General features: G+C 52.4%; 24 protein-coding genes. 15 read left to right on the top strand and 9 right to left on the bottom strand.

All coding sequences use genetic code 11. The features are described 5' to 3' along the window. Positions 1-102 precede the first annotated feature (102 nt). The 11 genes from skp to tilS all read left to right on the top strand — a co-directional run bounded on the left by skp (position 103) and on the right by tilS (position 13,249). On the top strand, positions 103-588 hold the full coding sequence (skp, locus tag BGK49_RS01900; RefSeq protein ID WP_000758956.1) for a molecular chaperone Skp: 486 nt from the start codon (positions 103-105) through the stop codon (positions 586-588). 3 nt (positions 589-591) lie between these two features. Beyond that, the gene (gene lpxD / locus BGK49_RS01895; RefSeq protein WP_001139282.1) at positions 592-1,617 is read left to right on the top strand and encodes a UDP-3-O-(3-hydroxymyristoyl)glucosamine N-acyltransferase; all 1,026 of its coding nucleotides are present in this window, start codon (positions 592-594) and stop codon (positions 1,615-1,617) included. A gap of 103 nt (positions 1,618-1,720) precedes the next feature. Next, positions 1,721-2,176: a 3-hydroxyacyl-ACP dehydratase FabZ gene (fabZ, locus tag BGK49_RS01890; protein WP_000210739.1), complete on the top strand. Its 456-nt coding sequence runs from the start codon at positions 1,721-1,723 to the stop codon at positions 2,174-2,176. 3 nt (positions 2,177-2,179) lie between these two features. After that, the gene (gene lpxA / locus BGK49_RS01885) at positions 2,180-2,968 is read left to right on the top strand and encodes an acyl-ACP--UDP-N-acetylglucosamine O-acyltransferase (RefSeq protein ID WP_000565978.1); all 789 of its coding nucleotides are present in this window, start codon (positions 2,180-2,182) and stop codon (positions 2,966-2,968) included. Then, positions 2,968-4,116, top strand: a complete 1,149-nt coding sequence (lpxB, locus tag BGK49_RS01880) for a lipid-A-disaccharide synthase (protein WP_000139665.1) — start codon at positions 2,968-2,970, stop codon at positions 4,114-4,116. The genes lpxA and lpxB overlap by 1 nt, the downstream gene beginning before the upstream one ends. Further along, positions 4,113-4,709 carry a ribonuclease HII gene (gene rnhB / locus BGK49_RS01875; protein ID WP_000569419.1) on the top strand — a complete coding sequence of 199 codons (597 nt, stop codon included), beginning with the start codon at positions 4,113-4,115 and terminating at the stop codon, positions 4,707-4,709. Before lpxB ends, rnhB begins: the two co-directional genes overlap by 4 nt. 36 nt (positions 4,710-4,745) lie before the next feature. Then, positions 4,746-8,228, top strand: a complete 3,483-nt coding sequence (gene dnaE / locus BGK49_RS01870; RefSeq protein ID WP_001294777.1) for a DNA polymerase III subunit alpha — start codon at positions 4,746-4,748, stop codon at positions 8,226-8,228. A 12-nt stretch (positions 8,229-8,240) separates the two neighbouring features. After that, the gene (gene accA / locus BGK49_RS01865; protein WP_000055735.1) at positions 8,241-9,200 is read left to right on the top strand and encodes an acetyl-CoA carboxylase carboxyl transferase subunit alpha; all 960 of its coding nucleotides are present in this window, start codon (positions 8,241-8,243) and stop codon (positions 9,198-9,200) included. A gap of 98 nt (positions 9,201-9,298) precedes the next feature. Then, positions 9,299-11,440, top strand: coding sequence for a lysine decarboxylase LdcC (ldcC, locus tag BGK49_RS01860; RefSeq protein WP_001021028.1), 2,142 nt, complete (start codon positions 9,299-9,301; stop codon positions 11,438-11,440). A gap of 56 nt (positions 11,441-11,496) precedes the next feature. Continuing rightward, positions 11,497-11,886, top strand: a complete 390-nt coding sequence (locus BGK49_RS01855; RefSeq protein WP_000901098.1) for a VOC family protein — start codon at positions 11,497-11,499, stop codon at positions 11,884-11,886. Between the two features lie 64 nt (positions 11,887-11,950). Further along, positions 11,951-13,249 (top strand): tRNA lysidine(34) synthetase TilS, encoded by a 1,299-nt coding sequence (gene tilS / locus BGK49_RS01850; protein WP_000176566.1) that lies wholly within the window; start codon positions 11,951-11,953, stop codon positions 13,247-13,249. Between the two features lie 48 nt (positions 13,250-13,297). Here tilS and rof read toward each other — a convergent pair whose 3' ends face one another. Continuing rightward, a complete protein-coding gene (gene rof, locus BGK49_RS01845; RefSeq protein WP_000062312.1) occupies positions 13,298-13,558 on the bottom strand; it encodes a Rho-binding antiterminator in 261 nt (86 codons plus the stop codon). Then, the gene (locus BGK49_RS01840; RefSeq protein ID WP_000417058.1) at positions 13,545-13,745 is read right to left on the bottom strand and encodes a YaeP family protein; all 201 of its coding nucleotides are present in this window, start codon (positions 13,743-13,745) and stop codon (positions 13,545-13,547) included. The genes rof and BGK49_RS01840 overlap by 14 nt, the downstream gene beginning before the upstream one ends. Positions 13,746-13,910: 165 nt before the next feature. Here BGK49_RS01840 and BGK49_RS01835 point away from each other — a divergent pair, with 165 nt between their 5' ends. The 3 genes from BGK49_RS01835 (at position 13,911) to nlpE (ending at position 15,599) form a co-directional block, all read left to right on the top strand. Beyond that, positions 13,911-14,456 carry a YaeQ family protein gene (locus BGK49_RS01835; RefSeq protein WP_001185292.1) on the top strand — a complete coding sequence of 182 codons (546 nt, stop codon included), beginning with the start codon at positions 13,911-13,913 and terminating at the stop codon, positions 14,454-14,456. Next, entirely contained in the window at positions 14,453-14,815 is a 363-nt protein-coding gene (arfB, locus tag BGK49_RS01830; protein WP_000635540.1) for an alternative ribosome rescue aminoacyl-tRNA hydrolase ArfB, read from the top strand. Before BGK49_RS01835 ends, arfB begins: the two co-directional genes overlap by 4 nt. A gap of 73 nt (positions 14,816-14,888) precedes the next feature. Beyond that, on the top strand, positions 14,889-15,599 hold the full coding sequence (gene nlpE / locus BGK49_RS01825; protein WP_000239180.1) for an envelope stress response activation lipoprotein NlpE: 711 nt from the start codon (positions 14,889-14,891) through the stop codon (positions 15,597-15,599). A gap of 199 nt (positions 15,600-15,798) precedes the next feature. On the opposite strand, the gene BGK49_RS01820 is transcribed toward nlpE, so the two are convergent. From BGK49_RS01820 to metN, 7 genes are all read right to left on the bottom strand, one after another. Next, positions 15,799-16,623, bottom strand: coding sequence for a YaeF family permuted papain-like enzyme (locus BGK49_RS01820; protein WP_005039402.1), 825 nt, complete (start codon positions 16,621-16,623; stop codon positions 15,799-15,801). A 52-nt stretch (positions 16,624-16,675) separates the two neighbouring features. Further along, a complete protein-coding gene (gene proS, locus BGK49_RS01815; RefSeq protein ID WP_001260712.1) occupies positions 16,676-18,394 on the bottom strand; it encodes a proline--tRNA ligase in 1,719 nt (572 codons plus the stop codon). A 110-nt stretch (positions 18,395-18,504) separates the two neighbouring features. Further along, complete coding sequence (gene tsaA / locus BGK49_RS01810) at positions 18,505-19,212, bottom strand: tRNA (N6-threonylcarbamoyladenosine(37)-N6)-methyltransferase TrmO (RefSeq protein ID WP_000094009.1); 708 nt, start codon at positions 19,210-19,212, stop codon at positions 18,505-18,507. Then, positions 19,209-19,613, bottom strand: a complete 405-nt coding sequence (gene rcsF, locus BGK49_RS01805) for an Rcs stress response system protein RcsF (protein ID WP_001202329.1) — start codon at positions 19,611-19,613, stop codon at positions 19,209-19,211. The genes tsaA and rcsF overlap by 4 nt, the downstream gene beginning before the upstream one ends. Positions 19,614-19,730: 117 nt before the next feature. After that, positions 19,731-20,546: a methionine ABC transporter substrate-binding lipoprotein MetQ gene (gene metQ / locus BGK49_RS01800; RefSeq protein WP_000874224.1), complete on the bottom strand. Its 816-nt coding sequence runs from the start codon at positions 20,544-20,546 to the stop codon at positions 19,731-19,733. Positions 20,547-20,585: 39 nt separating this feature from the next. Further along, a complete protein-coding gene (locus tag BGK49_RS01795) occupies positions 20,586-21,239 on the bottom strand; it encodes a methionine ABC transporter permease MetI (protein WP_001294606.1) in 654 nt (217 codons plus the stop codon). After that, a complete protein-coding gene (metN, locus tag BGK49_RS01790; RefSeq protein ID WP_000593994.1) occupies positions 21,232-22,263 on the bottom strand; it encodes a methionine ABC transporter ATP-binding protein MetN in 1,032 nt (343 codons plus the stop codon). The genes BGK49_RS01795 and metN overlap by 8 nt, the downstream gene beginning before the upstream one ends. A 187-nt stretch (positions 22,264-22,450) precedes the next feature. On the opposite strand from metN, the gene gmhB reads away from it, so the two are divergent. Continuing rightward, positions 22,451-23,023, top strand: coding sequence for a D-glycero-beta-D-manno-heptose 1,7-bisphosphate 7-phosphatase (gene gmhB, locus BGK49_RS01785; RefSeq protein ID WP_001140195.1), 573 nt, complete (start codon positions 22,451-22,453; stop codon positions 23,021-23,023). The last annotated feature ends 355 nt before the right edge of the window (positions 23,024-23,378 follow it).

The raw sequence follows: 23,378 nt of genomic DNA, 5'->3' as shown, positions 1-23,378 counted from the left end.
GTAGTGGTAGTGTAGCGATGACTTTAGGCGATCAATATAAGATCGCCGGGCCACGCAAAGAACTGCACCCTCCGGTGCAAATGGGATGGTAAGGAGTTTATTGTGAAAAAGTGGTTATTAGCGGCAGGTCTCGGTTTAGCACTGGCAACTTCTGCTCAGGCGGCTGACAAAATTGCAATCGTCAATATGGGCAGCCTGTTCCAGCAGGTAGCGCAGAAAACCGGTGTTTCTAACACGCTGGAAAATGAGTTCAAAGGCCGTGCCAGCGAACTGCAGCGTATGGAAACCGATCTGCAGGCTAAAATGAAAAAGCTGCAGTCCATGAAAGCGGGCAGCGATCGCACTAAGCTGGAAAAAGACGTGATGGCTCAGCGCCAGACTTTTGCTCAGAAAGCGCAGGCTTTTGAGCAGGATCGCGCACGTCGTTCCAACGAAGAACGCGGCAAACTGGTTACTCGTATCCAGACTGCTGTGAAATCCGTTGCCAACAGCCAGGATATCGATCTGGTTGTTGATGCAAACGCCGTTGCTTACAACAGCAGCGATGTAAAAGACATCACTGCCGACGTACTGAAACAGGTTAAATAAGTAATGCCTTCAATTCGACTGGCTGATTTAGCGCAGCAGTTGGATGCAGAACTACACGGTGATGGCGATATCGTCATCACCGGCGTTGCGTCCATGCAATCTGCACAAACAGGTCACATTACGTTCATGGTTAACCCAAAATACCGTGAGCATTTAGGCTTGTGCCAGGCGTCCGCGGTTGTCATGACCCAGGACGATCTTCCTTTCGCGAAAAGTGCCGCGCTGGTAGTGAAGAATCCCTACCTGACTTACGCGCGCATGGCGCAAATTTTAGATACCACGCCGCAGCCCGCGCAGAACATTGCACCCAGTGCGGTGATCGACGCGACGGCGAAGCTGGGGAACAATGTATCGATTGGCGCTAACGCGGTGATTGAATCCGGCGTTGAACTGGGCGATAACGTGATTATCGGTGCCGGTTGCTTCGTAGGTAAAAACAGCAAAATCGGTGCAGGTTCGCGTCTCTGGGCGAACGTAACCATTTACCATGAGATCCAGATCGGTCAGAATTGCCTGATCCAGTCCGGAACAGTGGTAGGCGCAGACGGCTTTGGTTATGCCAACGATCGTGGTAACTGGGTTAAGATCCCACAGATTGGTCGCGTAATTATTGGCGATCGCGTGGAGATCGGTGCCTGTACTACCATCGATCGCGGCGCGCTGGATGACACTGTTATTGGCAATGGCGTGATCATTGATAACCAGTGCCAGATTGCACATAACGTCGTGATTGGCGACAATACGGCGGTTGCCGGTGGCGTCATTATGGCGGGCAGCCTGAAAATTGGTCGTTACTGCATGATCGGCGGAGCCAGCGTAATCAACGGGCATATGGAAATATGCGACAAAGTGACGGTTACGGGCATGGGTATGGTGATGCGTCCCATCACTGAACCAGGCGTCTATTCCTCAGGCATTCCGCTGCAACCCAACAAAGTCTGGCGCAAAACCGCTGCACTGGTGATGAACATTGATGACATGAGCAAGCGTCTGAAATCGCTTGAGCGCAAGGTTAATCAACAAGACTAACGTTCCATCTTTTGTTCGCCAAACTTTACGGCCTGTCTCATTCTTACGATTGCGGCAGGCGTGTTATTATTGTCGTTTCTTATATTTTGACAGGAAGAGTATCTTGACTACTAACACTCATACTCTGCAGATTGAAGAGATTTTAGAACTTCTGCCGCACCGTTTCCCGTTCTTACTGGTGGATCGCGTGCTGGATTTTGAAGAAGGTCGTTTTCTGCGCGCAGTAAAAAATGTCTCTGTCAATGAGCCATTCTTCCAGGGCCATTTCCCTGGAAAACCGATTTTCCCGGGTGTGCTGATTCTGGAAGCAATGGCACAGGCAACAGGTATTCTGGCGTTTAAAAGCGTAGGAAAACTGGAACCGGGTGAGCTGTACTACTTCGCTGGTATTGACGAAGCGCGCTTCAAGCGCCCGGTCGTGCCTGGCGATCAAATGATCATGGAAGTCACTTTCGAAAAAACGCGCCGCGGCCTGACCCGTTTTAAAGGGGTTGCTCTGGTCGATGGTAAAGTAGTTTGCGAAGCAACGATGATGTGTGCTCGTAGCCGGGAGGCCTGATACGTGATTGATAAATCCGCCTTTGTGCATCCAACCGCCATTGTGGAAGAGGGCGCGTCAATTGGCGCGAACGCACACATTGGTCCTTTTTGTATCGTTGGACCCCATGTCGGAATTGGTGAGGGTACCGTACTGAAATCTCACGTTGTCGTGAATGGTCATACTAAAATTGGCCGCGATAATGAGATTTATCAGTTCGCCTCCATCGGCGAAGTTAACCAGGATCTGAAATATGCTGGCGAACCGACCCGTGTGGAAATCGGCGATCGTAACCGCATTCGCGAAAGCGTCACCATTCATCGTGGCACAGTCCAGGGCGGTGGATTGACGAAGGTGGGCAGCGACAACTTACTGATGATCAACGCGCACATTGCGCACGATTGTACGGTAGGTAACCGCTGTATTCTCGCCAACAACGCAACGCTGGCGGGTCACGTATCGGTTGACGACTTCGCGATCATCGGCGGCATGACCGCAGTCCATCAGTTCTGCATCATTGGTGCGCACGTGATGGTTGGCGGCTGCTCCGGTGTGGCGCAGGACGTCCCTCCTTATGTCATTGCGCAGGGTAACCACGCAACGCCGTTCGGTGTCAATATCGAAGGGCTGAAGCGCCGCGGATTCAGCCGTGAGGCGATTACCGCTATCCGCAATGCGTATAAGCTGATTTATCGTAGCGGTAAAACGCTCGATGAAGTGAAACCGGAAATTGCTGAACTGGCGGAAACATATCCGGAAGTGAAAGCCTTTACCGATTTCTTTTCACGCTCAACGCGCGGTCTGATTCGTTAATGACTGAACAGCGTCCATTAACGATTGCCCTGGTCGCCGGAGAAACCTCCGGCGATATCCTGGGGGCCGGTTTAATCCGCGCTCTGAAAGAACGTGTGCCCAACGCCCGCTTTGTTGGTGTTGCCGGGCCACGAATGCAGGCTGAAGGCTGCGAAGCCTGGTACGAAATGGAAGAACTGGCGGTGATGGGCATTGTTGAAGTGCTCGGTCGTCTGCGTCGCTTACTGCATATTCGTGCCGATCTGACAAAGCGTTTTGGCGAACTGAAGCCAGATGTTTTTGTTGGTATTGATGCGCCTGACTTCAATATTACTCTTGAAGGTAACCTCAAAAAGCAGGGTATCAAAACCATTCATTACGTCAGTCCGTCAGTCTGGGCGTGGCGACAGAAACGTGTTTTCAAAATAGGCAGAGCCACCGATCTGGTGCTCGCATTTCTGCCTTTCGAAAAAGCGTTTTATGACAAATACAACGTACCGTGCCGCTTTATCGGTCATACCATGGCTGATGCCATGCCATTAGATCCAGATAAAAATGCCGCCCGTGATGTGCTGGGGATCCCTCACGATGCCCACTGCCTGGCGTTGCTACCGGGGAGCCGTGGTGCAGAAGTTGAAATGCTTAGTGCCGATTTCCTGAAAACGGCCCAGCTTTTGCGCCAGACATATCCGGATCTCGAAATCGTGGTGCCACTGGTGAATGCCAAACGCCGCGAGCAGTTTGAACGCATCAAAGCTGAAGTCGCGCCAGACTTTTCAGTTCATTTGCTGGATGGGATGGGCCGTGAGGCGATGGTCGCCAGCGATGCGGCGCTACTGGCGTCGGGTACGGCAGCCCTGGAGTGTATGCTGGCGAAATGCCCGATGGTGGTGGGATATCGCATGAAGCCTTTTACCTTCTGGTTGGCGAAGCGGCTGGTGAAAACTGATTATGTCTCGCTGCCAAATCTGCTGGCGGGCAGAGAGTTAGTCAAAGAGTTATTGCAGGAAGAGTGTGAGCCGCAAAAACTGGCTGCGGCGCTGTTACCGCTGTTGGCGAACGGGAAAATCAGCCACGCGATGCACGATACCTTCCGTGAACTGCATCAGCAGATCCGCTGCAATGCCGATGAGCAGGCGGCACAAGCCGTTCTGGAGTTAGCACAATGATCGAATTTGTTTATCCGCACACGCAGCTGGTTGCGGGTGTGGATGAAGTCGGACGCGGGCCGTTAGTTGGCGCGGTCGTCACCGCTGCGGTGATCCTTGACCCGGCGCGCCCGATTGCCGGGCTGAATGATTCCAAAAAGCTGAGCGAAAAACGCCGTCTGGCGCTCTGTGAAGAGATCAAAGAGAAAGCGTTGAGCTGGAGTCTGGGCCGCGCGGAACCCCACGAAATCGACGAGCTGAACATTCTTCATGCGACCATGCTGGCGATGCAGCGTGCCGTCGCTGGGCTGCATATTGCGCCGGAATATGTGTTGATTGATGGTAACCGCTGCCCGAAATTACCGATGCCTGCGATGGCTGTGGTGAAAGGCGATAGCCGCGTACCGGAAATCAGTGCCGCGTCTATCCTGGCGAAAGTGACGCGTGACGCCGAAATGGCGGCGCTGGATATTGTTTTCCCGCAATATGGTTTTGCCCAACACAAAGGGTACCCAACCGCTTTTCATCTGGAAAAACTGGCTGAACACGGCGCGACCGAACACCATCGGCGCAGCTTTGGGCCTGTCAAACGCGCACTGGGACTTGCGTCCTGATTCTTGTGTCGAGATTAAGTAAACCGGAATCTGAAGATGTCTGAACCACGTTTCGTACACCTGCGGGTGCACAGCGACTACTCGATGATCGATGGCCTGGCCAAAACTGCACCGTTGGTAAAAAAGGCGGCGGCGTTGGGTATGCCAGCACTGGCGATCACCGATTTCACCAACCTTTGTGGTCTGGTGAAGTTCTACGGAGCGGGACATGGCGCAGGGATTAAGCCTATCGTCGGGGCAGATTTTAACGTCCAGTGCGACCTGCTGGGTGATGAGTTAACCCACCTGACGGTACTGGCGGCGAACAATACCGGCTATCAGAATCTGACGTTGCTGATCTCAAAAGCGTATCAGCGCGGGTACGGTGCCGCTGGGCCGATCATCGATCGCGACTGGCTTATCGAATTAAATGAAGGGTTGATCCTTCTTTCCGGCGGGCGCATGGGCGACGTCGGACGCAGTCTTTTGCGTGGTAACAGCGCGCTGGTAGATGAGTGTGTCGCGTTTTATGAAGAACACTTCCCGGATCGCTATTTTCTCGAGCTGATCCGCACCGGCAGGCCGGATGAAGAAAGCTATCTGCACGCGGCGGTGGAACTGGCGGAAGCGCGCGGTTTGCCCGTCGTGGCGACTAACGATGTGCGCTTTATCGACAGCAGCGACTTTGACGCACACGAAATCCGCGTCGCGATCCACGACGGCTTTACCCTCGACGATCCTAAACGCCCGCGTAACTATTCGCCGCAGCAATATATGCGTAGCGAAGAGGAGATGTGTGAGCTGTTTGCCGACATCCCCGAAGCCCTTGCCAACACCGTTGAGATCGCCAAACGCTGTAACGTAACTGTGCGTCTTGGTGAATACTTCCTGCCGCAGTTCCCGACCGGGGACATGAGCACCGAAGATTATCTGGTCAAGCGTGCAAAAGAGGGCCTGGAAGAGCGTCTGGCCTTTTTATTCCCTGACGAGGAAGAACGTGTTAAGCGCCGCCCGGAATATGACGAACGTCTGGAGACTGAACTTCAGGTTATCAACCAGATGGGCTTCCCGGGCTACTTCCTCATCGTTATGGAATTTATCCAGTGGTCGAAAGATAACGGCGTACCGGTAGGGCCAGGCCGTGGCTCCGGTGCGGGTTCACTGGTGGCCTACGCGCTGAAAATCACCGACCTCGATCCGCTGGAATTTGACCTGCTGTTCGAACGTTTCCTTAACCCGGAACGTGTCTCCATGCCTGACTTCGACGTTGACTTCTGTATGGAGAAACGCGATCAGGTTATCGAGCACGTAGCGGACATGTACGGTCGTGATGCGGTATCGCAGATCATCACCTTCGGTACAATGGCGTCGAAAGCGGTGATCCGCGACGTAGGCCGCGTGCTGGGGCATCCGTACGGCTTTGTCGATCGTATCTCGAAACTGATCCCGCCCGATCCGGGGATGACGCTGGCGAAAGCGTTTGAAGCCGAGCCGCAGCTGCCGGAAATCTACGAAGCGGATGAAGAAGTTAAGGCGCTGATCGACATGGCGCGCAAACTGGAAGGGGTCACCCGTAACGCCGGTAAGCACGCCGGTGGGGTGGTTATCGCGCCGACCAAAATTACCGATTTTGCGCCGCTTTACTGCGATGAAGAGGGCAAACATCCGGTCACCCAGTTTGATAAAAGCGACGTTGAATACGCCGGACTGGTGAAGTTCGACTTCCTTGGTTTGCGTACGCTCACCATCATCAACTGGGCGCTGGAGATGATCAACAAGCGGCGGGCGAAGAATGGCGAGCCGCCGCTGGATATCGCCGCGATCCCGCTGGATGACAAGAAAAGCTTCGACATGCTGCAACGCTCGGAAACCACGGCGGTATTCCAGCTTGAATCGCGCGGCATGAAGGACCTGATCAAGCGTCTGCAACCTGACTGCTTCGAAGATATGATCGCACTGGTGGCGCTGTTCCGCCCAGGTCCGTTGCAATCAGGGATGGTGGATAACTTTATCGACCGTAAACATGGTCGCGAAGAAATCTCCTATCCGGACGTACAGTGGCAGCATGAAAGCCTGAAACCGGTACTGGAGCCAACCTACGGCATCATCCTGTATCAGGAACAGGTCATGCAGATTGCGCAGGTGCTTTCTGGTTATACCCTCGGTGGCGCGGATATGCTGCGTCGTGCGATGGGTAAGAAAAAGCCGGAAGAGATGGCTAAGCAGCGTTCTGTATTTGCTGAAGGTGCAGAAAAGAACGGAATCAACGCCGAACTGGCGATGAAAATCTTCGACCTGGTGGAGAAATTCGCGGGTTACGGATTTAACAAATCGCACTCTGCGGCCTATGCTTTGGTGTCATATCAAACGTTATGGCTGAAAGCGCACTATCCGGCGGAGTTTATGGCGGCGGTAATGACCGCCGATATGGACAACACCGAGAAGGTGGTGGGCCTGGTGGATGAGTGCTGGCGGATGGGGCTGAAAATCCTGCCACCAGATATAAACTCCGGTCTTTACCATTTCCACGTCAACGACGACGGCGAAATCGTGTATGGTATTGGCGCCATCAAAGGGGTAGGTGAAGGTCCGATTGAGGCCATCATCGAAGCCCGTAATAAAGGCGGCTACTTCCGCGAACTGTTTGATCTCTGCGCCCGTACCGACACCAAAAAGTTAAACCGGCGGGTGCTGGAAAAACTGATCATGTCCGGGGCGTTTGACCGTCTTGGGCCACACCGCGCGGCGCTGATGAACTCGCTGGGTGATGCGTTAAAAGCGGCAGATCAACACGCGAAAGCGGAAGCTATCGGTCAGGCCGATATGTTCGGCGTGCTGGCCGAAGAGCCGGAACAAATTGAACAATCCTACGCCAGCTGCCAACCGTGGCCGGAGCAGGTGGTGTTAGATGGGGAACGTGAAACGTTAGGTCTGTACCTTACGGGACACCCTATCAACCAGTATTTAAAAGAGATTGAGCGTTATGTCGGAGGCGTAAGGCTGAAAGACATGCACCCGACAGAACGTGGTAAAGTCATCACGGCTGCGGGGCTCGTTGTTGCCGCGCGGGTTATGGTCACCAAGCGCGGCAATCGTATCGGTATCTGCACGCTGGATGACCGTTCCGGGCGGCTGGAAGTGATGTTGTTTACTGACGCCCTGGATAAATACCAGCAATTGCTGGAAAAAGACCGCATACTTATCGTCAGCGGACAGGTCAGCTTTGATGACTTCAGCGGTGGGCTTAAAATGACCGCTCGCGAAGTGATGGATATTGACGAAGCCCGAGAAAAATATGCTAGCGGGCTTGCTATCTCGCTGACGGACAGGCAAATTGATGACCAGCTTTTAAACCGACTCCGTCAGTCTCTGGAACCCCACCGCTCTGGGACAATTCCAGTACATCTCTACTATCAGAGGGCGGATGCACGCGCGCGGTTGCGTTTTGGCGCGACGTGGCGTGTCTATCCGAGCGATCGTTTATTAAACGATCTCCGTGGCCTCATTGGTTCGGAGCAGGTGGAACTGGAGTTTGACTAATACAGGAATACTATGAGTCTGAATTTCCTTGATTTTGAACAGCCGATTGCAGAGCTGGAAGCGAAAATCGATTCTCTGACTGCGGTTAGCCGTCAGGATGAGAAACTGGATATTAACATCGATGAAGAAGTGCATCGTCTGCGTGAAAAAAGCGTAGAACTGACACGTAAAATCTTCGCCGATCTCGGTGCATGGCAGATTGCGCAACTGGCACGCCATCCACAGCGTCCTTATACCCTGGATTACGTTCACCTGGCATTTGATGAATTTGACGAACTGGCTGGCGACCGCGCGTATGCAGACGATAAAGCTATCGTCGGTGGTATCGCCCGTCTTGACGGTCGTCCGGTGATGATCATTGGTCATCAAAAAGGTCGTGAAACCAAAGAAAAAATTCGCCGTAACTTTGGTATGCCAGCGCCAGAAGGTTACCGCAAAGCACTGCGTCTGATGCAAATGGCTGAACGCTTTAAGATGCCTATCATCACCTTTATCGACACCCCGGGGGCTTATCCTGGCGTGGGCGCAGAAGAGCGTGGTCAGTCTGAAGCCATTGCACGCAACCTGCGTGAAATGTCTCGCCTCGGCGTACCGGTAGTTTGTACGGTTATCGGTGAAGGTGGTTCTGGCGGTGCGCTGGCGATTGGCGTGGGCGATAAAGTGAATATGCTGCAATACAGCACCTATTCCGTTATCTCGCCGGAAGGTTGTGCGTCCATTCTGTGGAAGAGCGCCGACAAAGCGCCGCTGGCGGCTGAAGCGATGGGTATCATCGCTCCGCGTCTGAAAGAGCTGAAACTGATCGACTCCATCATCCCGGAACCGCTGGGCGGCGCTCACCGTAACCCGGAAGCGATGGCGGCATCGTTGAAAGCGCAACTGCTGGCGGATCTGGCCGATCTCGATGTGTTAAGCACTGAAGATTTAAAAAATCGTCGTTATCAGCGCCTGATGAGCTACGGTTACGCGTAATTCGCAAAAGTTCTGAAAAAGGGTCACTTCGGTGGCCCTTTTTTATCGCCACGGTTTGAGCAGGCTATGATTAAGGAAGGATTTTCCAGGAGGAACACATGAACATCATTGCCATTATGGGACCGCATGGCGTCTTTTATAAAGATGAGCCCATCAAAGAACTGGAGTCGGCGCTGGTGGCGCAAGGCTTTCAGATTATCTGGCCACAAAACAGCGTTGATTTGCTGAAATTTATCGAACATAACCCTCGAATTTGCGGCGTGATTTTTGACTGGGATGAGTACAGTCTCGATTTATGCAGCGATATCAATCAACTTAATGAATATCTCCCGCTTTATGCCTTCATCAACACCCACTCGACGATGGATGTCAGCGTGCAGGATATGCGGATGGCGCTCTGGTTTTTTGAATATGCGCTGGGGCAGGCGGAAGATATCGCCATTCGTATGCGTCAGTACACCAACGAATATCTTGATAACATTACGCCGCCGTTCACGAAAGCCTTGTTTACCTACGTTAAAGAGCGGAAGTACACCTTTTGTACGCCGGTGCATATGGGCGGCACCGCATATCAAAAAAGCCCGGTTGGCTGCCTGTTTTATGATTTTTTCGGCGGGAATACCCTCAAGGCTGATGTCTCTATTTCGGTCACCGAGCTTGGTTCGTTGCTCGACCACACCGGGCCACACCTGGAAGCGGAAGAGTACATCGCGCGGACTTTTGGCGCGGAACAGAGTTATATCGTTACCAACGGAACATCGACGTCGAACAAAATTGTGGGTATGTACGCCGCGCCATCCGGCAGTACGCTGTTGATCGACCGCAATTGTCATAAATCGCTGGCGCATCTGTTGATGATGAACGATGTAGTGCCAGTCTGGCTGAAACCGACGCGTAATGCGTTGGGGATTCTTGGTGGGATCCCGCACCGTGAATTTACTCGCGACAGCATCGAAGAGAAAGTCGCTGCCACCACGCAGGCACAATGGCCGGTTCATGCGGTGATTACCAACTCCACCTATGATGGCTTGCTCTACAACACCGACTGGATCAAACAGACGCTGGATGTCCCGTCGATCCACTTCGATTCCGCCTGGGTGCCGTACACCCATTTTCATCCGATCTACCAGGGGAAAAGTGGTATGAGCGGCGAGCGTGTTGCGGGAAAAGTGATCTTCGAAACGCAATCGACCCACAAAATGCTGGCGGCGTTATCGCAGGCTTCGCTGATCCACATTAAAGGCGAGTATGACGAAGAGGCGTTTAACGAAGCCTTTATGATGCATACCACCACCTCGCCCAGTTATCCCATTGTTGCTTCGGTTGAGACGGCGGCGGCGATGCTGCGTGGTAATCCGGGCAAACGGCTGATTAACCGTTCGGTGGAGCGGGCGCTGCATTTTCGCAAAGAGGTCCAGCGGTTGCGGGAAGAGTCTGACGGTTGGTTTTTCGATATCTGGCAACCGCCGCAGGTGGATGAAGCCGAATGCTGGCCCGTTGCGCCAGGCGAACAGTGGCACGGCTTTAACGATGCGGATGCCGATCATATGTTTCTCGATCCGGTTAAAGTCACTATTTTGACACCGGGGATGGACGAACAGGGCAATATGAGCGAGGAGGGGATCCCGGCGGCGCTGGTGGCAAAATTCCTCGACGAACGTGGGATCGTAGTAGAGAAAACCGGCCCTTATAACCTGCTGTTTCTCTTTAGTATTGGTATCGATAAAACCAAAGCAATGGGATTATTGCGTGGGTTGACAGAATTTAAACGCTCTTACGATCTCAACCTGCGGATCAAAAATATGCTACCCGATCTCTATGCTGAAGATCCCGATTTCTACCGCAATATGCGTATTCAGGATCTGGCGCAAGGGATCCATAAGCTGATTCGTAAACACGATCTTCCCGGTTTGATGTTGTGGGCATTCGATACTTTGCCGGAAATGATCATGACGCCACATCAGGCATGGCAGAGACAGATTAAAGGTGAAGTAGAAACCATTGCGCTGGAACAACTGGTCGGTAGAGTATCGGCAAATATGATCCTGCCTTATCCACCGGGCGTACCGCTGTTGATGCCAGGAGAAATGCTGACCAAAGAGAGCCGCACGGTACTCGATTTTCTACTGATGCTTTGTTCCGTAGGGCAACATTACCCCGGTTTTGAAGCGGATATTCACGGCGCGAAACAGGACGAAGACGGCGTTTACCGCGTACGAGTCCTAAAAATGGCGGGATAACTTGCCAGAGCGGCTTACGGGCGAGTAACGTGCTGTTAACAAATAAAGGAGACGTTATGCTGGGTTTAAAACAGGTTCACCATATTGCGATTATTGCGACGGATTATGCGGTGAGCAAAGCTTTCTACTGCGATATTCTTGGTTTCACGCTGCAAAGCGAAGTCTATCGCGAAGCGCGCGACTCGTGGAAAGGGGATTTGGCGCTTAATGGGCAATATGTGATTGAGCTTTTCTCTTTTCCGTTCCCGCCGGAGCGCCCCAGCCGACCGGAAGCTTGCGGCCTGCGTCATCTGGCTTTTAGCGTTGATGACATCGATGCGGCAGTGGCGCACCTTGAAAGCCATAACGTGAAGTGTGAAGCCATCCGTGTCGATCCATACACGCAAAAACGCTTCACCTTCTTTAACGATCCGGACGGGCTGCCGTTGGAACTGTATGAGCAGTAAGGCTTGTCATCGCCGCATTTGCCCGGTAACGTGCCGGGCATTGCTACTGTAAAATCGCACCATCATGACACTCACGCTCAATAGACAACTTCTCACCTCACGCCAGATTTTGGTCGCCTTTAGCGGCGGGCTTGACTCCACCGTTCTGCTGCATCAGTTGGTGCAGTGGCGGACGGAAAATCCGGGCGTCACTCTGCGCGCTATTCATGTGCATCACGGTTTAAGTGCCAATGCCGATGCCTGGGTTACGCATTGCGAAAACGTCTGCCAACAGTGGCAGGTGCCGCTGGTGGTCGAACGCGTACAACTTGCGCAAGAGGGGCTGGGGATTGAGGCCCAGGCGCGGCAGGCGCGTTATCAGGCATTTGCCCGTACCCTATTGCCCGGCGAAGTGCTGGTCACCGCGCAACATCTCGACGATCAATGTGAAACCTTTCTGCTGGCGCTAAAACGCGGTAGCGGCCCTGCCGGGCTTTCGGCTATGGCGGAAGTTTCGGAGTTTGCCGGAACACGGCTTATCCGCCCGTTGCTTGCCCGCACGCGGGGGGAACTGGCGCAGTGGGCATTGGCGCATGGTTTACGCTGGATTGAAGACGAAAGTAATCAGGACGACTCATACGATCGTAACTTTCTGCGCCTGCGCGTAGTGCCGTTATTGCAGCAGCGTTGGCCGCATTTTGCGGAAGCAACGGCCCGCAGCGCCGCACTTTGTGCTGAACAAGAGAGTCTGTTGGATGAACTGCTGGCGGATGATTTAGCACACTGCCAAACGTCGCAGGGGACGCTGCAGATTGCGCCAATGCTGGCGATGAGTGATGCCCGCCGCGCGGCGATTATCCGTCGCTGGCTGGCAGGGCAGAATGCACCAATGCCTTCCCGCGACGCGCTGGTGCGGATCTGGCAGGAAGTGGCGCTGGCGCGGGAAGATGCCTCCCCCTGTTTACGCTTGGGCGCGTTTGAAATCCGCCGCTATCAGTCGCAACTGTGGTGGATTAAATCCGTCACCGGGCAAAGTGAAACCATTATGCCGTGGCAGACGTGGCTACAACCGCTGGAATTACCGGCGGGGCTGGGAAGCGTACAGCTTACTGCGGGAGGCGATATTCGCCCTCCGCGTGCAGACGAAGCGGTCAGCGTGCGTTTCAAATCGGCAGGATTGCTGCATATTGTCGGGCGCAACGGCGGACGTAAGCTGAAGAAAATCTGGCAAGAGTTAGGCGTGCCGCCGTGGCTACGTGACACCACGCCACTGCTGTTTTATGGCGAAACGCTGATTGCGGCGGCAGGGGTATTTGTGACGCAAGAAGGTGTGGCTGAAGGTGAGAATGGCGTAAGTTTTGTCTGGCAGAAAACGCTTAGTTAAGTGAAAGCCGGATAAGACGCATCAAACGTCGCATCCGGCGAAAGTCAATCAGGACTCGCTCACCACCACCGTACCGATTTCCGGGTGGCTAAAGCTGGTAATTTTATCCAGACGTAGCTCACGGGTTTCGCCAGCGGCCTCGACGACCAGATACTCCACATTTTTGCGGGAGACTAAATCGCTGGCTTTTGCCTGCAATTTTTCGCCATCTTTCAGCTCAAGTGTCAGCATTAAATGATGCTGGCAGGCGAGCTCAAGATTATCGTAATCATCACAATTGATTGGTTGATACGTATCATTCATTGACATAATCGCTCACCAGTAAGTTTGCCGCAGCGTATGCTGCTTTTTCCCTGACAGCCTCAGAAAGGGCGTCGTCGGCAGCCATTTCATTCAGCACTTTCAAAACGCAGCCCAGCGCGTCCGGAACGTATCCTAAGTCTCCGCTGGCGATTTCCGCGTACCGCTTGCGTATTAACTCACAATATTTTTCCACATGCCCTCCTGTCAGCACACTGACTTAACCGTGGATGCAAGTCTAAGCCTACGAAGATAAACTCTGTTTCGCAAGGTGACTATACCACACTCATTTCTGCAATATCAGCGCCGCAACTGCACGTATTCCGTTACAATGGCCTCCTGATTCGAAAGGAGTTTTCTTATGGCGCTTAAAGCGACAATTTATAAAGCGACGGTTAATGTGGCCGATCTCGACCGCAACCAGTTTCTCGATGCCTCTCTGACGCTGGCGCGCCACCCTTCAGAAACCCAGGAGCGTATGATGCTGCGCCTGCTGGCGTGGCTGAAATATGCTGATGAACGTCTGCAATTTACCCGTGGTTTGTGTGCCGATGATGAGCCGGAAGCGTGGCTGCGTAACGATCACCTGGGCATTGATTTGTGGATTGAGCTGGGGCTGCCGGATGAGCGGCGGATTAAGAAAGCCTGCACCCAGGCCGCAGAAGTGGCGCTGTTTACCTATAATAGTCGGGCGGTGCAAATCTGGTGGCAGCAAAATCAGAGCAAATGTGTGCAGTTTGCCAATCTTTCCGTCTGGTATCTGGACGATGAACAACTGGCGAAAGTAAGCGCCTTTGCCGATCGTACCATGACGCTGCAGGCAACGATTCAGGATGGCGTGATCTGGTTATCGGACGATAAGAATAATCTGGAAGTTAACTTAACCGCCTGGCAACAACCTTCATGATTGTGATTTCCCGACATGTTGCTATTCCCGATGGTGAGCTTGAGATCACCGCCATTCGTGCGCAGGGCGCGGGCGGGCAGCATGTTAATAAGACCTCAACGGCCATTCATCTGCGTTTTGACATTCGGGCGTCCAGCCTGCCAGAGTATTACAAAGAGCGTCTGCTCGCCGCCAGCCATCATTTGATCAGCAGTGATGGCGTGATTGTCATTAAGGCACAGGAATACCGCAGTCAGGAACTGAACCGCGAAGCCGCGCTAGCCCGGCTGGTGGCAGTGATTAAAGATTTAACAACAGAACAAAAAGCCCGACGACCCACGCGGCCCACCCGTGCATCGAAAGAGCGCAGGCTGGCATAGAAAGCACAAAAATCAAGCGTGAAGGCGATGCGCGGCAAAGTACGCAGCGGTCGGGAATAAAAAGAAGGAATAGATGGTGAAAAAAGCGATAGTGACAGCGATGGCTGTAATCAGCCTCTTTACTCTGATGGGATGTAATAACCGGGCCGAAGTCGATACGCTTTCTCCAGCACAGGCTGCCGAACTGAAACCGATGCCGCAAAGTTGGCGCGGCGTGCTGCCGTGTGCTGATTGTGAAGGAATCGAAACCTCTCTGTTCCTCGAAAAAGACGGAACATGGGTGATGAATGAGCGTTATCTCGGTGCTCGTGAAGAACCTTCCTCCTTCGCTTCCTACGGTACATGGGCGCGAACCGCTGACAAGCTGGTATTAACCGACAGCAAAGGTGAAAAGTCATATTATCGGGCGAAAGGCGATGCGCTGGAGATGCTCGATCGTGAAGGCAATCCGATTGAATCGCAGTTCAACTATACGCTGGAACCGGCACAATCCAGTTTGCCTATGACGCCGATGACCCTGCGAGGCATGTATTTTTATATGGCTGATGCGGCGACCTTCACTGATTGCGCGACCGGAAAACGTTTCATGGTAGCGAATAACGCAGAGCTGGAGCGTGGCTACCTGGCTGCGCGCGGTCACAGTGAAAAACCGGTGTTACTGTCAGTAGAAGGTCACTTTACGCTTGAGGCTAATCCGGATACTGGTGCGCCAACCAAAGTATTAGCGCCCGATACGGCGGGTAAATTTTACCCGAATAAGGATTGCAGTAGTTTGGGGCAGTAAACCTGCTTAAGGCAGAAACAAACGCAAAACAGGCCAGAAGGATATATTTCAACATTTTGAATTTGCACGTTTTTTGTAGGCCGGATAAGGCGTTTACGCCGCATCCGGCAATGGTGCTCAACGCCTGATGCGACGCTGGCGCGTCTTATCATGCCTACAACCCCCCTCATACCTTAAGGCGGATAAGGCATTTACTTTATCACCGGGTCAAACCAACAAAGCGACCCGCCTTGATATAAATCCCTGGCTTCAGGTGCCCAACATACTGTAACTGCGTTTCTGGCTTAAACGCAGAGACATCACCAATACGCATATGCATCAGATCGGCAGGGCTAATCCAGCCCGATTGCGCCAGTGTAAGTGGATGTCCGGCTTTGGCAAATGCATCAGTGACAAATTCCGAACAAAACCACGACTTTTTGTCTCCTTCGCCCACACTGCTTAACTGCGCTTTCGCCAGGCCGCTGACGCACTGTTGGCGAAAATCCTCGGAGAACGGATTCAGTGAGCACATCTGGCGAGTCACCATAAAGGGAATAAATTCGACAATGCCGCGATAGTTATAACCGCTATCTTTGATTTTATTGGCAAACGCGGTGATATCTGTGGCTTGTTGCGGGGTAAGATCCGGGACTCGTAAGACGAAAAGCTTATCACTATGCTTCATCGCTTTTTTAAGGGAAACAATATGGACGCCAGCGCCTGTCGCTTCTGCAACGTTATTATCACCCAGAAAGATTGCAATGTGACTCACAGAGGAAGTGCTGAAGACGCGGATTCCAAATGAGGTTACCCCAAGGCTTGAGGAGAACAGCAAATCGCCGGGTTTGAGATCAGGTGCCGTTATTTCTTTTATTGATTGTTCGGTGAAAGAGCTTTGATGCTGGAATTTGACAGCCCATGTTTTTGCCTCGGCATCTACTGCTGTGGCTGATGGGTCTGGCTGGCTGATATCAACGGTACAAGCCGAAAGTAAAAGAAAGCTGGGGAGAAGCAGGCGGCAGTACGCCTTTGGTTTATCCATTTTATACAATCCATGTAAAAAAGGGCCCTGAAATTCAGGCCCCTTTCTGGCATCAGCCTTTAATCTGTTTCACCAGATATTCGACGATGTCACCAGTCTTAATTAACTGTTTCTCGCCGTTGCGACGATATTTATATTCGATATCGTCGTTGTCGAGGTTACGGTCGCCCAGCACAATAGTGTGCGGAATACCGATCAGTTCCATATCAGCAAACATCACGCCCGGACGCTCTTTGCGGTCATCCAGCAGCACTTCGATACCTTGTGCACGCAGTTCGCTGTACAGTTTCTCAGCAAGCTCTTGTACGCGGAAGGATTTGTGCATGTTCATCGGCAGAATCGCCACCTGGAACGGCGCGATAGCGTCAGGCCATACGATGCCGCGTTCGTCGTAGTTCTGCTCAATCGCCGCAGCTACCACACGCGTTACCCCGATACCGTAGCAACCCATCGTCAGGATTTGGTTACGGCCATCTTCACCCTGTACGGAGGCTTTCAGTGCTTCGGAGTACTTGGTACCCAGCTGGAAGATGTGACCAACTTCGATACCACGTTTGATCAGCAGCGTACCCTGGCCATCCGGGCTTGGATCGCCAGCCACCACGTTACGGATATCTGCAACTTCCGGGGTAGCGACATCGCGATCCCAGTTGATACCGAAGTAGTGTTTACCATCGATGTTAGCACCAGCAGCGAAATCACTCATCGCCGCAACGGTACGGTCAATCACCACCGGAATCGGCATGTTTACCGGACCCAGTGAACCCGGACCGGCTTTAACCACAGCACGAATTTCTTCTTCGGTCGCGAAAGTCAGCGGGCTTGCAACCTGCGGCAGTTTTTCTGCTTTAACTTCGTTCAGCTCGTGATCACCGCGCACCAGCAGCGCAACCAGCGGGAAGCTGCTGCCTTCAACCGCTTTAACCAGCAGAGTCTTAACCGTTTTCTCAATCGGCAGATTGAACTGTTCAACCAGTTCCGCGATGGTTTTCGCGTTCGGCGTATCAACCAGCGTCATTTCCTGGGTAGCAGCAGCGCGCGGTTCTTTCGGCGCGATAGCTTCTGCCAGTTCAATGTTCGCTGCATAGTCAGAGGTGTCGGAGAAGACCACATCGTCTTCACCGCTCTGCGCCAGCACCTGGAATTCGTGAGAGGCGCTGCCGCCGATAGAACCGGTGTCGGCTTGCACGGCGCGGAAATCCAGCCCCATGCGGCTGAAGATTTTGCTGTAGGCCGCATACATTGCATCGTAGGTTTCCTGCAGGGATTCCTGAGAAGTATGGAAAGAGTAAGCATCTTTCATCAGGAATTCGCGGGAACGCATGACGCCGAAACGCGGACGCACTTCGTCGCGGAACTTGGTCTGGATCTGATAGAAGTTCAGCGGCAGCTGTTTGTAAGAGCTAAGCTCGTTACGAATCAGGTCAGTGATAACTTCTTCATGAGTTGGGCCGAGTACGAACGGACGCTCGCCACGGTCAACAAAACGCAGCAGTTCCGGACCGTACTGTTCCCAACGACCACTCTCTTGCCACAAATCGGCTGGCTGAACCACCGGCATCGACACCTCGATTGCACCGGCGTTGTTCATCTCTTCACGCACGATGTTTTCGACTTTTTTCAGAACGCGCACGCCGGTCGGCAGCCAGGTATATAACCCGGAGGCCAGCTTGCGGATCATCCCGGCGCGCAGCATCAGCTGATGGCTGATCACCTCGGCGTCGGCAGGTGTCTCCTTGAGAGTGGAGAGCAGGTATTGGCTAGTACGCATGTTGTTACGGTTCCAGTTGGAAGGTAGAACAGGCTCAAGGCGAGCCTGGGACAAAAAAAGTGATTTAGTTTACCAGTGCAAAAGAAATGTCAAAAGAGAAGGGCGTGAATTTAACGCGGTTCCAGCGCAAAGACTTCAAAACCTGCGTCGGTGACGCGCCAGCGAACGTTAAAATCATGTAGCCAGACGGCATAGGTTTTGCCCGTTTCCTCACCTTTATGATAGGCCGGGCGCGGGTCCTGCGCCAGTACTTCGCGGATAAACAGCGTTAACTGCGGATAACGCTTCTCCAGCGTCAAAAGCTGCTTTTCGACCTCTGCGGTAAAACTCACCGCCATCTCTGCAGCTGGCGCACTTTGCGCATAGCTGGCACTGGCATCGGGAAGCGATTCGGCAAAGGGGAGATACGGTTTGATATCCACTACCGGCGTACCATCGACCAGATCCAGACTGCCGAGCTTCAGAATCACGCTGTCTTTATGGCAAACAACCTCTTTCAGCTCTACCAGCGACATACCAATTGGGTTAGGGCGGAAAGTAGAGCGTGTTGCGAAAACCCCCATTCTGGCGTTACCGCCGAGGCGCGGTGGACGCACAGTCGGACGCCAGCCGCCTTCCATCGTTTGATGAAAGACGAAAAGGATCCATAAATGGCTGAACGCTTCCAGGCCGCGAACGGCGTCGGCCTGGTTGTAGGGAGCAATGAGATGCAGTTCGCCGTTGGCGCTTTTTACCAGACCTGGCTGGCGCGGAACGGCGAATTTTTCTTTATAGGGCGAGCGAATAACGCCTATTTGCTCGAACTGGAAACTGCTCATTTCGCCGTAATGTTAAGCGCAGAGCCGATACATACAGCCTGACGATAGCAGCCTGGCGTACCGCTGGTGACTTCGCAGCTATGCAGTAATACCGCATTGGCTTTCATTTTAGAGGCGTTGATTTGCATCCGCTTACGCGCGGTTGGAATGCTCGGCGGAGAGTCCTGATTAGAGGCCTGGCAAGAGTCGCCACTGACTTCACCGAGATCGCGGAACGGTTTGCCGACTAATTCTTCTGCATTGGTATAAATTCGGACCGGCGTGGCGCGCGGCGCTTTCGGTTTTGCAGGCTCCGCTTTCGGCTGGGGTGCAGTGCTTTGAACGGGTTCGACAGGGGATCTGCTTAACATGGAACAGCCGCTTAGCATGAGTGCTACTAAACAGATCGGTAAAGCACGCATAGTATTTCCTCAATGTATGATCAAAACGTCAATATTGAATCAGGAGCTTGTAAAAATGACAAGACGGGCAAGTGCCCATCCTGAATGATATTACAAATTGTGGAAACAGCCTAAAAATTACCAGCCTTTAACAGCGCCGCCGTTAAACACTTTGTTTGCTGCTTCGTAAACTTCATCAGACTGATAAGCCTGGACGAATTTCTTCACGTTCTCGGCGTCTTTGTTATCTTCACGCGTTACGATCAGGTTTACGTACGGGGAGTCTTTATCTTCGACAAAGATACCGTCTTTCGCTGGAGTCAGGCCAATCTGGCTGGCATAGGTGGTATTGATAACTGCCAGAGCGATTTGCGCGTCGTCCAGAGATCGAGGCAGCTGCGGTGCTTCCAGCTCAACAATTTTCAGATTTTTTGGGTTCTCAACAACATCAAGTACGGTCGGCAGCAGGCCAACGCCATCTTTCAGTTTGATCAAGCCCACTTTTTGCAGCAGCAGCAGTGAACGACCAAGGTTAGTTGGATCGTTTGGCACGGCAACCTGCGAACCATCCTGCAGTTCATCCAGTGATTTGATTTTCTTGGAGTAACCAGCAATCGGATAAACAAAAGTGTTGCCTACTGCGACCAGTTTGTAGCCACGATCTTTCAGTTGCTGATCAAGGTACGGTTTATGCTGGAAGGCGTTGGCGTCGATATCGCCTTTGCTCAATGCTTCGTTTGGCAGAACATAGTCGTTGAAGGTTACCAGCTCAACGTCCAGGCCATATTTGTCTTTCGCAACTTTCTGCGCGACTTCTGCAACCTGCTGTTCGGCACCAACAATCACGCCGACTTTAATGTGGTTTGGATCTTTTTCATCCTGACCGCAGCCTACCAGTGCCAGTGATCCAATCAGGGCTCCCACTGCCGCAAAGGTTTTGAATTTGAACGCCATACCTTATTCCTTCTTCAATTATTTATGTTGTGTTGAACGTTACTTGCGAGTGACAGCCCGGACGATGCGGTCGCCTGCGAACTGAATTAAATAAACCAGAATGACCAGCAATACCAGTACCGTATTCATCACCGTCGCGTTATAGCCGATGTAGCCATACTGATAGCCAATCTGACCTAAACCACCGGCACCGACAGCACCACCCATCGCGGAATAACCGACCAGGGTAATCAGGGTGATAGTTGCCGCATTCACCAGACCCGGCAATGCTTCCGGTAACAGCACTTTACGGACGATCTGCATCGGCGTGGCACCCATTGCACGGGAAGCTTCAATTAACCCGGTTGGGATCTCCAGCAGAGCGTTCTCGACCATACGGGCAATAAACGGTGCTGCACCAACGGTTAACGGAACAATCGCTGCCTGCAAACCAATCGATGTACCAACAATAACGCGGGTAAACGGAATCATCCATACCAGCAAGATAATGAACGGGATAGAACGGAAAATGTTCACAATCGCAGAAACGGTACGATACAGCTTCGCGTTAGCAATAATTTGCCCCGGACGCGTGACATAAAGCAGAACGCCAACCGGCAGACCAACCACAAAGCCAAAAAAACCGGATACGAAGGTCATTGCCAGCGTTTCCCATACGCCACGAACCAGCAGCCACATCATCGGCTCAGACATAACCCAGTACCTCTACTTTTACATGGTGTTCCTGCAGCCAGGCAATGGCGGCTTGCGTATCTTGTTGTGTGCCGTGCATTTCAGTCAGCATGATGCCGAACTTAACGCCACCGGCGTAGTCCATCTGCGCGCTAATAATGTTGTTGTTGACGTTGAAACGACGCGCGGTTTCAGAAAGCAGTGGGGCATCGACCGATTGACCGGTAAACTCCAGACGCAGCATCGGCACGCAGTCAGTAAATGGCTCCGCTTGCAGACGTTCCTGGTAATCTTCCGGGATATCCAGATGCAGGGTCGACTGAATAAACTTCTGCGCCAGCGGCGTTTTCGGATGCGAGAACACTTCACTTACCGTGTCCTGCTCGATCAGTTCGCCATTGCTGATGACCGCCACGCAATCACAAATACGCTTCACAACGTCCATTTCGTGGGTGATCAACAGAATCGTCAAACCCAGACGGCGGTTAATGTCTTTCAGCAGTTCGAGAATAGAACGTGTCGTTGCCGGGTCCAGCGCGCTGGTGGCTTCATCACACAGCAATACTTTGGGATTGCTGGCTAATGCACGGGCAATCGCCACACGTTGTTTCTGCCCACCGGAAAGATTCGACGGGTAGCTATCATGCTTATCGCCAAGACCAACCAATGACAGCAATTCCGTCACGCGACGTTTGATCTCGTCTTTCGGTGTGTTGTCCAGCTCCAGCGGCAGAGCCACGTTGCCAAAAACAGTACGCGAAGAGAGCAGGTTAAAATGCTGGAAAATCATACCAATCTGGCGGCGAGCTTTGGTCAACTCGGATTCTGACAGCGTGGTCAGTTCCTGGCCATCGACCAGCACGCTACCCTCGGTTGGGCGCTCCAGCAGGTTTACACAACGTATAAGCGTACTCTTACCCGCGCCTGAGGCACCGATAACGCCATAAATTTGTCCAGCTGGCACATGCAGGCTGACGTTGTTCAACGCCTGGATGGTGCGGGTGCCCTGGTGGAACACTTTGGTGATATTCGAAAGTTTTATCATTGATTATTTATTATCGTCATTAAGTTAGTCGTGGCATCTCGAATGCCTGAAACGGGCAACGCCGTCAATGAAATGGATGTTAAGGCATCCAGACGTCTAAATCAATCAGGTTTATGCGAAGAGCACTTTCTTGCAGGTCGAAACATGCGATACTAGCGTCACATGCCTTATTAAGGAGCTATAAAAGGTGGCAAAGAGCGTACCCGCAATTTTTCTTGACCGTGATGGCACCATTAATGTCGATCACGGCTATGTCCATGAGATCGACAACTTTGAATTTATCGACGGTGTTATTGACGCCATGCGCGAGCTAAAAAAAATGGGCTTTGTGCTGGTGGTAGTAACCAACCAGTCTGGCATTGCTCGCGGTAAATTTACCGAAGCACAGTTTGAAACGCTGACCGAGTGGATGGACTGGTCGCTGGCGGACCGAGATGTCGATCTGGATGGTATCTATTATTGCCCGCATCATCCGCAGGGTAGTGTTGAAGAGTTTCGCCAGGTCTGCGACTGCCGTAAACCACATCCGGGGATGCTTTTGTCAGCACGCGATTATTTGCATATTGATATGGCCGCTTCTTATATGGTGGGCGATAAATTAGAAGATATGCAGGCAGCGGCTGCGGCGAACGTGGGAACAAAAGTGCTGGTGCGTACGGGTAAACCTATTACGCCTGAAGCAGAAAACGCGGCGGATTGGGTGTTAAATAGCCTGGCAGACCTGCCGCAAGCGATAAAAAAGCAGCAAAAACCGGCATAATGATTAAAAGATGAGCGATTGAAATAAAAATGCATTTTTCCACTTGTCTTCCTGAGACGACTCCCTATAATGCGCCTCCATCGACACGGCGGATGTGAATCACTTCACACAAACAGCCGGTTCGGTTGAAGAGAAAAATCCTGAAATTCAGGGTTGACTCTGAAAGAGGAAAGCGTAATATACGCCACCTCGCGACAGTGCGCTAAAGCGCGTTGCAACTGCTCTTTAACAATTTATCAGACAATCTGTGTGGGCGCTCGAAGATACGGATTCTTAACGTCGCAAGACGAAAAATGAATACCAAGTCTCAAGAGTGAACACGTAATTCATTACGAAGTTTAATTCTTTGAGCATC

Origin of the sequence: Shigella sp. FC1544, assembly GCF_001722145.1 — a bacterium.
In the GTDB taxonomy this organism is placed as follows: domain Bacteria; phylum Pseudomonadota; class Gammaproteobacteria; order Enterobacterales; family Enterobacteriaceae; genus Escherichia; species Escherichia coli.
Note: the sequence above shows the minus strand (reverse complement) of the source record. Positions and strands in the feature narration are given on the sequence as shown.